The sequence below is a fragment of the Acidovorax sp. LjRoot66 genome, assembly GCF_964253305.1.
Taxonomy (GTDB): domain Bacteria; phylum Pseudomonadota; class Gammaproteobacteria; order Burkholderiales; family Burkholderiaceae_C; genus Acidovorax.
In genome coordinates, this window is the sequence record NZ_CAXUQU020000002.1 from 433,024 (window position 1) to 445,436 (window position 12,413).

Genomic DNA, 12,413 nt, shown 5'->3' on the forward strand with positions numbered 1-12,413 from the left:
GCTAAGTAGTTGTCGCCAGTGGCTTATTCGGAGATGGATTCCGAAATTGCACTGAAACCGAGATCACCCCTGTACAAGTGGATCAAGGTCTATTCGGTGCCTGCGCCAGAACGACAGATGCAGACGTCCCAGACCGAGGAGCTGCGACGGCTGAAGGCTGAACTCAAGCGCGTGACCGAGGAGCGTGACATCCTAAAAAAAGCCGCCGCGTACTTTGCCAGGCAGTGCGGGTGAGGTACGCGTTCATCAAGCAGCATGCGCAGGAACACAGCGTGCGGCGCATGTGCAAGGTGATGCAGCTACACCCCAGCGGCTACTACGCGTGGAAGGCAGCGCCGCATAGTCCACGGGCCAAGGACGACCAGAGGCTTCTGGGCTTGCTCAAGCAGGCATGGCTGGAGAGTGGCGGTGTCTACGGCTACCGCAAGCTCACGCTGGACATGCGCGACCTGGGCGAGCGTTGCGGCAAGCATCGCGTGGCGCGGTTGCTCAAGATCGAAGGCCTGCGATCGCAGACGGGCTACGGCCGCCGGCCTGGAATGCGAGGCGGCAAGCCCGCCGTGGTCGCACCAAACCATCTGAAGCGTCAGTTCAAGGTGGATGAGCCCAATCAGTCTTGGGTCACTGACATCACCTACATCCGAACCCACGAAGGCTGGCTGTACCTGGCGGTTGTGGTCGATCTGTTCTCACGCCAGGTAGTGGGCTGGTCCATGGGCAGCCGCATTGACACGAGCCTGGTCCTCGATGCACTGCTGATGGCGCTATGGCGCCGCCAGCCGCGTGCACCTGTCATGGTTCATTCCGATCAAGGCTGTCAGTTCACAGGCCACGAGTGGCAGACCTTCCTGCGCGAGCACAACCTGGTCAGCAGCATGAGCCGGCGTGGCAACTGCCACGACAACGCTGTGGCCGAGAGCTTCTTCCAACTGCTCAAGCGCGAACGCATCCGCAGGCGGGTCTATGCAACCCGTGATGATGCGAGAGCGGACGTCTTCAACTACATCGAAATGTTCTACAACTCACAGCGCCGTCATTCATCGGCGGCAGGACTATCCCCTGTAGAGTTCGAACAGCGACATTCCCAACGGCTCAAAAGTGTCTAGATAAGCCGGGGCGATTCAGCTCAAGGCAACCCAAAGAACTGTCAAAGCACCGGAGAATGACTCCACGAGTGAAGAAGCTCCTGCGCGCATGGGAGGCAGAAAGTGGGTATTCAAGCCCGAGGCTTTGGCTGCAAAGAGAGTGGAGTTAGGCATCTCGCAGAAGGACATGGCAAAGCTCTTGCAGGCATCGTCTCTCTCTGCGTACAAGTGGGAGACTGGGAAGGCCAATCCTCGTGCGGCGCAGTTGGAACGAATCCACGACGTGCTCAATCTGGGTAAGCGAAAAGCCCTCGCCCTGCTAGCCGAGGCGCAGTAGTCGTTTCAGTCCCGCTGCAGCGGAGTCAGGCCGCCTCGCCAGCGGCCAATACTTTCGAGCCAGAGAAGATGCACTCCAGCTTCTCATTGATGTAGTCCGACATCACAGGATGAAGAGGCAGTGCCTGCCCGTTGTGGACATTGCACTGCGTGAAATCAATGCCCTTGGCGTGCGCGGCACGGCAGGCCGTGATGTACTCATTCATGAGCCCTGCAAACTCGATGAATGGATGGTTGCCGATGGAGACGGCGCTGCGATAGAACGCATCCGACGTCTCTTGCATGCGGGTCAAAGCCACCAAGCGTTCATTGGCATCCATTCATTCCTCCGCTTCAAATTGCTGATGAAGAAAGCATAGCAGGCAGACTTTGCAGCTCAGCTTGTTCTGTCAGAGCGTCACCACATTGAGCTCGTCACCAAGCACATTCCTGGCCAGGGGCACCAGATGATCATGGTGGGTCAGGAAGATCACCTGCATCTTCCTCGACAGCTCACCCAGAACTTGAAGCCCGGCCGCGGTGCGCCGGTCATCGAAGTTGATGAACAGGTCATCCGCGATCAGCGGCATGTTCAGGCCCTGCTCGATCTGCAGCTCCAGGGCCGAGAGACGCAGTGCCAGATACAGCTGGTCCCGGGATCCTTCACTCATTCCCGATACCTCAACCTGTGCACCACTGGGGCGAATCCCGAAGAGTCTGGGCTTCTCGTCAGCGGAGTCAACGAGCAGGCGCTCGAACGAGCCCAAGGTCAGGGTGTTGAAGGTCGCCGAGGCCTTGGCCAGCATCGGGCCTTGCCTCGTCTCGCGGAATTTCTCCATCGACCATTTCAGCAGGCGGGCTGCCGTGTGGAGCTTGAGGTAGCGCTCTGCAGCGTCGGCCATGGATGCGACCGCTTCCTGGCGGCGCGCATCGGCCGTCGCCGCGGCGGCGGTACCGTCCAGGGCCTCAAACGATTTGCGCTGTGTCCCGTGCTGGCTGCTCAACTGGGCGATCTCTTCCACCAGTTGGGCAGACTGCGCGCCCAGTCGCTCGATCTCGGCCATCAGCTCGTCGGGAGCGACGCCTTGCGCCTCCTGGCGGAGTTGGTCCAGGCCCAGTCCATCCCCGCCTTGCACAAGGTCGGACTGGGCTGCACTGACTTTGGCTTCGAAGGCTCGGCGCTGTTCGGACTGATCGGCTGCCGCGGCAAGCGCGTTGATATCGTCCACACCTGCCGTGGCCATCAATGGCGCCAAGCGCGCGTTTTGAGTCGCTTGGCGCTGCTGGACCTCGGCGAGCTCCGCCTCGACCTGGGCTTGTTTGGCCCGCAGTTCGCGTTGCGTCTTCTCGGACTGCTTGGTGGTCGTGAGACGGGCGAAGAGTTCCTGGGCGATCACGTCGGCATCCTGCTCGACCAAGTCCAGGGCGACACGCTGAGCACGGGCATCTGCGGACGCTTTCAGGTCGGAGAGATCCATCTGCATGGGTTCAATGCGCTCACTGCGAATACTCCGGATCAGGGTCAGCAACCGTTCAACCTCCTGGACTGCTTCGAACTCCGCTTCGATCTGGACAGCGGTCGCCGCACTTTCGTAGCCTGCGGCTTTCACGGCCGCCTGCCAGGCGGTCTCCCACTCGCTCCACGCTGACTGCGCTTGCTGCACCAAGTTTTGCAGTCTGGGAACGCTGTTCTGGGCGTCGGCCACCTGCTGCTCCAGCGCGCTGCGCTGGCCTTGCGCCTGGTCGACAGCAGCCAGCAGCTTGCGTGCTCGCTGCAGGCCGTCGTGAAGAATGGGCCTCTCGGCCTCTTCCGCGGCACCGCCCAGCATCGACCAGAGGGCAGTTGCGACTTCTACACCGGCGGTCACCAGATCCTTGTGCTGCTGGTCGAGTTGGCCCAACTCGGCACTGATTTCCAGAATTGTCCTGCGTTGGCGCAGCCACACCGGCGCCATCTCTAGCGGCAGCTGTGGCAGTCCACTCGCCTCCGCCAAGGTTTGCCATTGGCGCACTCGGGTCTCATTCCGGTCATTCGCACCCTGCAGTCGTACCTGCAGTCCTTGCAACTCCAGACGCACATGCTCGATGCGTTCGGCCCTGGACCGGTGGGTCGCTTCATGTTGGACGCGATCAAGCCTGGTGTCAGCGAGCCCATCGGCCTTGCCCACCCATTGCTCATAGGCATTGGCCTTGGCGATCAGCTCGCTTGGCGCGGCCTTGATCGCTCTCCATTCCTGGTCTCGTGACTGGCGGGCCTCGTCGACCTGTTCTCGGGTCACCGGTTGGAAGTCCTGGACGAACTGCTGCAGCTCCAACTCCAGGCGTTGCAACTCCTCTGCCTTAGTCGCTACCGCGTCTTGCAACGCCTGGGCCTCTGCGACTCCAGTGCGGCCCTCATCCAGCAGGCCCTGCACAACTGTGTCGTCGGGCACGAGCATGCCTGCGAGAGCGTCCGGCTCGGCTCGCCACTTGCCAAGGCCGACCAGGGCAGCCGCAAGGGATGTCCTCTGTGCATCCGCCTTATGAACTAGCTGGGAGACTGCTCCGGTATGGTCGCCAAGCTTCAGCGCCTTCTCGACAGTGCCTGCCAGCCCTGGATGTACCTCGCGCGCAACCAGGCGCTCCAGCGCTTGCTGCGCCTGCTCCATCTGCTGCTCGCGATCGGTCAGCGCGGATTGGGCGCTGCGCAGTTGCTGGTTCAGTGCGCCCCGCTCTTTGAGCAGGCTCACCAGGCGGCTGCGCGTGGTCATGGCCGGCAGGCGTTTGCGTACGGCGTCTTCGGTGTCGGTTGTCCAACCCAGACCGCCGGCGAGTTCTTTCACCCGAGTCCAGTGCATCTGGATCTCTTCGGTGCGCTTGACGATGTCCGCCCTGTGGCTGCGGTACTGCAGCCTGCGTTCGTTGAGGTCGGTGATATCCGCAGCCAAAGACAGCAGAGCCTGGTCGACGTGGATGCCATCCAGTTGTGTGCGAAGCGCAGAGCTTTCCTGTTCGAGGCGCTGGCTTTCTACCTGAGCCAGCGCCATTGCCTGGGCCGCATCCCGAATGGTGGAGGATGCGTTCTCGGGCAGTAGCGGAACGTCGTCAGTGAGGCCCAGTGCTTCCCTTTGGGCCTGCGCAGCATCCAGCGCTTGCAGCATGGGCCGCACGCGGCGAATGCGTTCCAGTTGGTTCAGCTGCTGACGGGTATCCCGGTCGCGTTGGCGTGCGTCTGCGAGCGCCTGCTCGGTAGCGAGCAAGGCGTCGTGCTGGGATTTCCAATCCTTGGTCTTGAGCACCGCCTGCTTGAACTGGGTGCCGGCCGCCTCGTAGGCTTCGTGTGCCTGGTGGTAGACCCGATGGCCGGCCTTCCGGGTTCCCCAGAGGCTGTCTGCTTCGGCCTCCAGCTTCTGCAGAACATCTGCAAGGCCTTCAATGCCTGCGGCGGACTGAAACAGCAGCCGTCCGACATCATCCGACGCCGACAGGATGCCGGCGCCGCCCTCGACGAGTGTGGAGTGGTCCAGCGCATACATGCGCGTAAAGGCCTGGAGCTGCATTCCGCCCAGCCAGGGCTGCAGCACAGCGTCCTGCAGCACCGCGTCTTCGGGCGAGCGCACAGTGTTCTTGGTGGCCTTGGTGCGGTCAAAGGCAAGCTGCTGGTCCTCTGCTGTGCCCGAGGCCATGCGCTCCAGCACGCCCCCGATCCGCAGCTCGGACATCGGGTGCAGAAATCCCAAGGATGTCCTGACCGGAATGCCAAACAGCCAGTCCCCGATGGCCGAGCGGACGGTGGACTTGCCGGCCTCGTTAGGCCCCACGATGAGGTGGATGTCCCTCGCCTGCCGAAGCAACGACAGGTGGCGGTCGGTGAATTTTCCGTACCGGATCAGCTTGAGTTCGCGTATGCGCATGAGTGTCGAGCTGGGTAGGGGGGTCAGGCAGCGGCGCTGGCGCCGGCGACGCGGGCCATGAGTACTGGGGTTGCCTGGCGGACCCGGTCTGCAATGAGCGATGGATCTGCCTGGCGAAGCTCTGCGAGTTCAAGAGATGCCAGCAGCACGTCATGCGGGAGCTTCTCCAGCATGGCCTGCCAGTCGGCTTGGAGCGACCGCAGGAACTCTGGGTCGGCGTGGGCAGAGGCGGCCAGTTCCTGCAATGCGTTGAGCGCGTCCTGGGCTTCGCCCTCCAGGCCGGCGGCCTGTGTCGCCTGCGCCGTAGTGTCGACGCGCACCTTCTCGATCCAGATGCGGTCCGGATCCAGCGCCACGGCCTGGGCGATCATCTCTTGCCGCAGCTGTCCCTCGTCGCTGGCCAGGGCTGCGTGGGCACCGGATTGGCCTGTGAAGCTCACGCGTACTGCCAAAGGCAGACCAGCAGGCGAGTTGGTGAGCAGATCCTCGATGGCCTGGCCCGCCAGCCGGACGGCGCTGCGCAGGTCTTCGCAAGCACTGACATCGACGGCCAAGGCATGCCAGCGCAGCACGTCGACTTCGACCCGTTCGACCTCGGTGATCTCGCCTCCTTCGGCGCTGACCAGCAGTGCTCCGCGCGGGCCAGTCTCGCGGATGTGGCGGCCTTGCAGATTGCCCGGGTAAGCAATGGTGGTGTCACCGCGCTCGATCCAGTGCTCATGCACATGGCCCAGGGCCCAGTACTGGTAGCCCTTGGCCTGGAGCTCGGCCACCGAACATGGAGCGTACTTGGCGTGCTCGTTGTTGCCTTCGAGAGCGGTATGCAGCACGCCGATGTTGAGCCAGCCGGCCATGGGCATGGGGTAGCCAGGGAGCAGGTTTTCCGTGGTGGCTGCGATCTTGAAGCTGCGGCCATGCAAGGCGACCCTGAGCGGCTCGATGCGGAAGGTCTCGGTCTTGCGCGAGGCGAATGTGTGGACGTTGTCCGGGAGCTCCAGGCCCTTGGTCATCTCGCTGTCCGCGTCGTGGTTGCCGTAGAGCAGGTACACGGGGATCCCGGCCTGGCGCAGGCGGCCCATCTGGCGCACGAAGAAGAGCCCGGTGTTGAAGTCCTTCCAGTCGCCATCGTAGACATCGCCGGCGATGACCATGAAGTCCACCTTCTCTTCGATGGCTACCGTGACCAGGCGCTCGAAGGCATCGCGGGTTGCGGTGCGCAGGCGCTCGGCGGGGGCATCGGGGTAGGAGGAGAGACCTCGCAGGGGGCTGTCCAGGTGCAGGTCTGCGGTGTGGATGAATTTCACGAGCGAGTCTCCTGTTGATTGCCACGGCCGGACCTCGCGGCAACGTCACTTGCGAGGAACGATCTGGATGGTGCCGACGCCCGAATCAGGCGGCGGAGCGATCCAGTGGACCCAGACGCCGCGCATCCATGCGCCCAGGTAGATCACGCTCACGAGAAAGATGCCCCATTGGTCGGCCTTCCATGCGGCGTAGAACCAGGCGGGCTGGCCGAGCATGCCGAAGATGCAGGCCCAGCGCCGCAGCCTCTCGCTGCGCGCCTGGGACAGCCAGGCTGCTAGTGCTCCGAACAAGGCGATGGCGATCTGATCGAGTTCCATCCGGTGATTGTGCACGACTGGATGGAATTACAGCACCGAAACGCTTGCTGGAACGAACGCGATCTCAAGACTTATTCGTCCAACTCCCTCCCTCGCCGCGGTGTCCGGTCGCCTTCACTTGTACACCTGAAACTGTGAGCTGATCGCCTTTCGTGACCATGGGCTTGAGCACGAAGGTTGTGATGCAAGCCCCCTCGCATGCCTCGTGCGGCTGGCCCCTGAAATAGCATCGATAGATGAAGGCTTGAAGCTTTCCTCCCCTCAGTCCATGGGCTGCAAATGATCTGTTGAGCAGCTGTGCTGATCATTGCCAGCGTTCCCGGCTTCGTGCGCCCGGGCGTCAAGCAATTTGTGCTTTGCGGTCGAAGTGGAAATCCTGTTGCTCTGGGAGGAACTGAATGGGCGAAAAGAATTTCGCTCTGCGTGTCAGGCTGCGGCCGATCGCGCGAGAGCGCGTCGCCCGGCGGCCGTAGGGCGCCCGGTTGAATCGACAAACCCGTTGTCGCGAAACAGTTGCTTGAGCCCTTCGTACTGTGTCTCAGGCGGGACCCGATGGCCGACCTTGATCGGGCCGGGATTCGACTGCGGAACCTTGGTACTGCTTTTAGGCATGTGCATTTTCCTTAGGTGTTGGGGATGAGCTTACCAAGTTGATCGGGACTTTCAAGGCCGCAAAGGCGTGCAACCACACTACCTGCGCATTGCCTCTCTGGAATTCCCCAAACGAACATTTGAACTACGTCACGCTGCAATTTTGATTCAACCGCCGTGACAAACCTGCTCAGACCTGCAATGGAACCCCATGCCCGGCCAAATTGCCGGCAACCGAGACACGCGGGCGAGTAGCCGTCCTCGTTAACTTTGCCCGAGATGCGACAGCTTCATAGCCTGAACACCTCCATATCTAACTTACATGGGTGTTAGCTTTTACTAGCGCCCTCTTCCAAGCGTTTGCCCCTTCCTGATTCACCTCTTCCCCCCTCACACTCCCTCCGAACCCCTCCAACACGACCGCTCGCTTCCCCACCCGCCGCCTGCGCCACAACCAAAGCCCAAGTTAACCAAGAAGGAGGGGGACGGTAGGTGTTTTATCTTAAAATAACCCATGTAAGTTGGTTTATAAGTTATGGGAGTGTACCTATGAAAACCGTTCCCAACGGTTTGGAGCTGTTCAATTTGTGGCTTGAGGTTGAGTCCTCCAAGCCCAAAAATCCGCTTCAGCCCGACTCGGCGGCACCATACATCGCCATCTGGTCGGCTTGGCTTAAAAGCCTCCCACGTCCCGAATGTGTCTCAGATGAGGCCGCCTGCCAAACGGCTTCCTGGACAAACGCAACTGCGGCTCAAGTGGCTAAGTTTGTGGCCCCGAGACACGGCCAGCGAGCCAATCACAACACCGAGCGGCGGTTGAGCATGGTTACGCGCCGGCGCTACTTCACTTTACTCGACCGGATTTACGAGTTCGCGAAAGGCCGAGACTGGGTGCCAAGCAACCCTGCTGCTGATATGAACGAAAGCGAGAAGCCGATTGAGGTAGAACAACTCGGTCATGTGCTTGCGCCGGAGCTTTGGAAACTTTTACCGGCGCACTTCCCTTCCGGCGAGGAAATGGTCGATGTGCGCGATCGGGCGATCCTCACTTTGCTCTATGAACTGGCGCTGGCGCCTGAGGAGGTACGCAATCTGCGTCCGGCGGATCTGACCTACGATGGGAGCAGCCCCCCTGGTGCACCGAGCCCTACCGTTCTGAGCGTGGTCGGCAAGCGCGCCAGCCAGCCCCGTGCGCTGCATCTTGAGGTTGGTGTTCGATCCGCTCTGCAGTCTTGGCTCTTCATAAGGGCCGAACATTGCGCGCGGACCGGTGCGGAGGTCGAGTGGCTGTTTTTCTCGAGCCGTGGACACCAACTGACCGTGCCCGCACTTTTCACGTTGGTAAGCGCGGTAGTGGTTCGGGCTGGTCAGGACCCTGCGATCAAGGATCGCAAGCTTGTGCCTATGCGTGTCGGGCCGCAGGTGCTTCGCAACACTGCGATCGTTGAAATGTACCGAGGTGGAATGACAAGGGCAGAGCTAGTGCCTTACTTGGGATTAAAAAACGAAAAAGGCTTGGACCGACTGCGGTTGCGGAAATCAACCAAGATTTGATCTTCGCCCAGTCAAATACATTTTGTGCGGGCCACCTCGTCGCCGGAGTAGTTCAGGAATGATTTCGGGCCTCGCCGGATAGAAGTACTCAACAACCCGACAGCCTGGCAAGACCTTGGGTCCTGCTTGGACGGTGGATGACTGGCGGATTGCAGATGTCGCAGACAAAGGATCAACGAATCTTGAAACCGCTTGATCAAATCTTACCGGTCGCGTTGAGCTGGGTATTGCCAGTGGCAACCGATTTGTGACCAAGGAGGAAGCTACGTCTAGCGCGGAAGTAAGCGCTCTCCATATGTTCAGCTGATCGGCACGTTCTCCGCTCGCACCACTGGTCGACCAAACAGCCGGGCCATGCCCTCGGTGTGCTGCCGCTGCACTATCGGCAATCCCATCGAGCTGGCCGCCCAATTGTTGGACATGACGACCTTGGCGATGTAATGCCCTCGCGCCTCATCAAGCAGGTGCACGAACGGCAGGAACTCTTCGTAGCAGACGACTACCCGCAGCTCGATGTCCTTGTTCAGTCGCAGCGTGGCATCCCCTGTCCAGTCAGCAGAGAACGATCCAGCGCGCCATGGCGCCCACATCGAGACAACCGCAGGTTGCCGCTGCGCCACCGTTTGCATAGCCTGGTCGGCCCGAAACAGAGTGGCTACGCTGTAGCGCTCTCCCGCCTTGTTCTTGACCTCCATGCCGAGCACCAGGTGGATGCCGGCTTCACGTGCCGGGGCGAGAATCTCGCCGCGCAGGATCGGCGCGAAGGTATCGTCGTAGCGCCCGAGAGTCGTCTCCGGGAAGACCAGAACAGACCCAGCGAAATTTGGATTGGCAGCAAGGCGTCGAACGATCGTGCCAACCTTTTCCAGGCGCGACACCATTTCCTCGCCGTTGACCGGCGGCTTCCCGAACTTCGTGCCGATGGGGTGCAGCATGCCCACACTGCGCATTGGAAGCTGAGGTACTGAGGCACCCCAAAGCCACAGGGCCAGCGCCCCGGCAGCGATCATTGCCCATGCCACCTTCGGTTGCTTTGTGCAGATCACCGCGGCCGCGTAGCCCGTCAACACGGCCCCAAACACCAAACCGCCCCACCCCCACCCTTGGAGCACGAAGCCCCAAGCCACCAGCGGATGGCCGGGGGCGACCGCTGCGATTGGCGGCAGCAATGCGGTCAGAAAGCCGAGGATCACCATCGTTACGCTGCGGCCTTGCTCGTGACTTTTTGTCCAGAACAGGGTCCAGGGAACCGCGCATACGAGTCCGAGCAGCAGCCAGGACACAGTGCCGGGCCAAGCGCTGTCAAACCACGCCTCGGCATAGGCAGGCAACGCTCGCACGACCGCCAAGTGGTAGGCCACCCAGTAGAGATAGACGGATAGCCTAACCCGAGCGAGGACCACCGCCACGGGCACCAGGATCGCCAGCGCAGGCGCGCCCTTACCGCCCCATGCGAGCGCTCCCAGCAGCCAGCCTACAAGCGCCCATGCCAGCGGTGCGTATCGACCGAGAGACGCCCACTTCTGGGTACCGGTGCCTGCAAAAGCGTCAGACCGTTCCTCCGCATGCCCGACGGCAGAGCTGGAGGGCAGTGTCACTGGAGAGGTGGGGATCGTTTTCAAGGAGGGCTTTCAGGGCAAGGCTGCAAATGGCATAGGTGTCGGCATAGGTCACGGGCACTGAAAGTCCAAGCGCGCGTTGGGCCACGAGGATCTGAACGCCACCGGGCTGGCTTTTGACAAACAGCACCTTGTCGTGTTCAGAGCCGTGGGCTTTGACGGACCATTCGGGCACCCACCCCATAACGGCCCCTAGGAACGCCGGCAATTCGGCAAGCCCCAGTTGCACGGCAACCTTGTCCTTCCAGCCATATGCCTTGTCCTCTCGGCGAAGCGCAGCCTCGATGGTCAAGGTCGCCTTTTCCCTGCCAGCGTCGTCGGGGCGCAAGCGGTCGAGTTCAAGGCACAGCGCTGCCTTTGCCCCATACACGTGGATGGTCTGGCGCTCCTTCGCTCGCTGTTCTGCGTCCTTCTTTGGTGCAGCCTTGGTCTTCATGATGGGAGCATTGGATTCGACGGGCGGATCCAACCTGCCTGGAGATTCCGGCGAGCCAGGCACTGTGACGAGGGGCGCAAGTTCCTGGAACAACGCTGTGTCCACCACTTCACCCTTTGCAATCTTGCTGAGCGCAGAGACCCATTTGATGCTTTGAGAATCGTCGACCGCGCTTGCCACCTTGGCCAGGTGTCGCGAAACGGTGAGTTTCAGTTCTTCGTCGACCCGTAAGAGTAGGCTGCGGTACTGCTGCACCGTCGCGGCTGGAATGCCGCGCTCCCGCAACACATTGCAGATGCGCTCTGGTGTGGCTGGCGTTGTCATTGTCTAACTCCGTCCGTTGTCATGATGCTCTTCACCTGTGAACCAGGGTATGCCTCGAAGATGTGGCAGGAATCCAGCGCGGCTCGCAGCGGCGTCGCAAACATCGACGTGGAATCGCCATGTGCTAGCGCCGCCCGCTCGGGTACCGCAGAGAGGCGTGGGCCCGCTGCTGGCACCGAGAGGCACAGTGCTGGCTCTGGACGCATATCAGCAGCGCTTGGTACGAATGTCGCGGCCCACGCGCGTTGCATGGCGCCGCCATAGCCGTCATTGCGATCGTCGGTGCTTTCACATACCTCGGCCCGCTCCGCGTCGGCTTCCAGATCAATGGTGGCGCAACCGAAGCGACGGTAGCTCGACGCCCTGGTGCTCTTCTCCCAGATCCGCAGCTTGAGCGACAGGTGGCGCAGGCCACCAAATCTCGCCCTCAGCTCGGTCAGCTTGGCAGTCAAGGCGGCAAGAGTGTTTACCGCGTTGGACCTGAGTTCCAGCGGAACGCCTTGGACCAGCACCGGCATCCGCACACTGATCGAGCAGTTCAGGTTGTTGTCCAGGATCAACCGACAGAGCGCTGGGCCCTTGCAGACGTGGGCGTGACGTTGCCCTGTGCTTACGTTGACCGCGTTCGCAATCGCGCCGTCGCCGATGCACACAGGCATGTCCGGCACGCCCGGGCTCCAGGCCTCGTAGCGGGTAAACAGGTTGTGGTTGACCTGGTCGAACATCACCTTCACCGGGATCTCGCACAACCGTGCGCTTGGCGGGCCTACCTTCGCCGCTACTGGGTGATCAGCGTAGGCGGGCACTGCGCCGTCGGTCATTTTCTGATGCGTGTGGCCCGTGATAGCGAAATGGCACTCACCGCCGTCCTCGGGTGTGACGATTTGCACTCTGCCTTCGGTGAATGGGCCAATCTTGTCAGCTGAAAGGTTCATGGTTTAAATCTCCTTGCAAACCATGAAAACACACTCCGC

The 12,413-nt window shown here is 61.4% G+C and carries 9 protein-coding genes and 1 pseudogene; 3 read left to right on the plus strand and 7 right to left on the minus strand.

Annotated features, from left to right (window positions below):
* Positions 1–69: 69 nt before the first annotated feature.
* Positions 70–1,106, plus strand: a pseudogene (locus tag ACSQ3Y_RS34310) (IS3 family transposase); the annotation flags it as partial.
* An 88-nt stretch (positions 1,107–1,194) separates the two neighbouring features.
* Complete coding sequence (locus ACSQ3Y_RS34315; RefSeq protein ID WP_436180454.1) at positions 1,195–1,422, plus strand: helix-turn-helix domain-containing protein; 228 nt, start codon at positions 1,195–1,197, stop codon at positions 1,420–1,422.
* 25 nt (positions 1,423–1,447) lie between these two features.
* Here the strand turns inward: ACSQ3Y_RS34315 and ACSQ3Y_RS34320 are convergent, their stop codons facing one another.
* The 4 genes from ACSQ3Y_RS34320 to ACSQ3Y_RS34335 form a co-directional block, all read right to left on the minus strand.
* A complete protein-coding gene (locus ACSQ3Y_RS34320) occupies positions 1,448–1,741 on the minus strand; it encodes a hypothetical protein (RefSeq protein ID WP_436180455.1) in 294 nt (97 codons plus the stop codon).
* Positions 1,742–1,810: 69 nt separating this feature from the next.
* Positions 1,811–5,293 (minus strand): AAA family ATPase, encoded by a 3,483-nt coding sequence (locus ACSQ3Y_RS34325; protein ID WP_436180456.1) that lies wholly within the window; start codon positions 5,291–5,293, stop codon positions 1,811–1,813.
* A gap of 23 nt (positions 5,294–5,316) precedes the next feature.
* The gene (locus tag ACSQ3Y_RS34330; RefSeq protein WP_436180302.1) at positions 5,317–6,597 is read right to left on the minus strand and encodes a metallophosphoesterase; all 1,281 of its coding nucleotides are present in this window, start codon (positions 6,595–6,597) and stop codon (positions 5,317–5,319) included.
* Positions 6,598–6,642: 45 nt separating this feature from the next.
* A complete protein-coding gene (locus tag ACSQ3Y_RS34335) occupies positions 6,643–6,915 on the minus strand; it encodes a hypothetical protein (RefSeq protein ID WP_436180457.1) in 273 nt (90 codons plus the stop codon).
* A 1,140-nt stretch (positions 6,916–8,055) separates the two neighbouring features.
* On the opposite strand from ACSQ3Y_RS34335, the gene ACSQ3Y_RS34340 reads away from it, so the two are divergent.
* Entirely contained in the window at positions 8,056–9,060 is a 1,005-nt protein-coding gene (locus ACSQ3Y_RS34340) for a tyrosine-type recombinase/integrase (protein WP_436180458.1), read from the plus strand.
* 299 nt (positions 9,061–9,359) lie between these two features.
* Here ACSQ3Y_RS34340 and ACSQ3Y_RS34345 read toward each other — a convergent pair whose 3' ends face one another.
* Genes ACSQ3Y_RS34345 through ACSQ3Y_RS34355 form a run of 3 tightly spaced genes read right to left on the minus strand, consistent with a single transcriptional unit; the run spans position 9,360 to position 12,374 of the window.
* Positions 9,360–10,682 (minus strand): hypothetical protein, encoded by a 1,323-nt coding sequence (locus ACSQ3Y_RS34345; RefSeq protein WP_436180459.1) that lies wholly within the window; start codon positions 10,680–10,682, stop codon positions 9,360–9,362.
* The gene (locus ACSQ3Y_RS34350) at positions 10,609–11,439 is read right to left on the minus strand and encodes a hypothetical protein (protein ID WP_436180460.1); all 831 of its coding nucleotides are present in this window, start codon (positions 11,437–11,439) and stop codon (positions 10,609–10,611) included. The genes ACSQ3Y_RS34345 and ACSQ3Y_RS34350 overlap by 74 nt, the downstream gene beginning before the upstream one ends.
* Positions 11,436–12,374, minus strand: a complete 939-nt coding sequence (locus ACSQ3Y_RS34355) for a recombination directionality factor (RefSeq protein WP_436180461.1) — start codon at positions 12,372–12,374, stop codon at positions 11,436–11,438. The genes ACSQ3Y_RS34350 and ACSQ3Y_RS34355 overlap by 4 nt, the downstream gene beginning before the upstream one ends.
* Between the last annotated feature and the right edge of the window lie 39 nt (positions 12,375–12,413).

Excerpts from the sequence above, each read along its gene's own strand:
- ACSQ3Y_RS34320 (WP_436180455.1), bottom strand. The coding sequence starts at position 1,741 with ATGGATGCCAATGAACGCTTGGTGGCTTTGACCCGCATGCAAGAGACG.
- ACSQ3Y_RS34340 (WP_436180458.1), top strand. The coding sequence starts at position 8,056 with ATGAAAACCGTTCCCAACGGTTTGGAGCTGTTCAATTTGTGGCTTGAG.
- ACSQ3Y_RS34355 (WP_436180461.1), bottom strand. The coding sequence starts at position 12,374 with ATGAACCTTTCAGCTGACAAGATTGGCCCATTCACCGAAGGCAGAGTG.
- ACSQ3Y_RS34315 (WP_436180454.1), top strand. The coding sequence starts at position 1,195 with ATGGGAGGCAGAAAGTGGGTATTCAAGCCCGAGGCTTTGGCTGCAAAG.
- ACSQ3Y_RS34325 (WP_436180456.1), bottom strand. The coding sequence starts at position 5,293 with ATGCGCATACGCGAACTCAAGCTGATCCGGTACGGAAAATTCACCGAC.
- ACSQ3Y_RS34335 (WP_436180457.1), bottom strand. The coding sequence starts at position 6,915 with ATGGAACTCGATCAGATCGCCATCGCCTTGTTCGGAGCACTAGCAGCC.
- ACSQ3Y_RS34350 (WP_436180460.1), bottom strand. The coding sequence starts at position 11,439 with ATGACAACGCCAGCCACACCAGAGCGCATCTGCAATGTGTTGCGGGAG.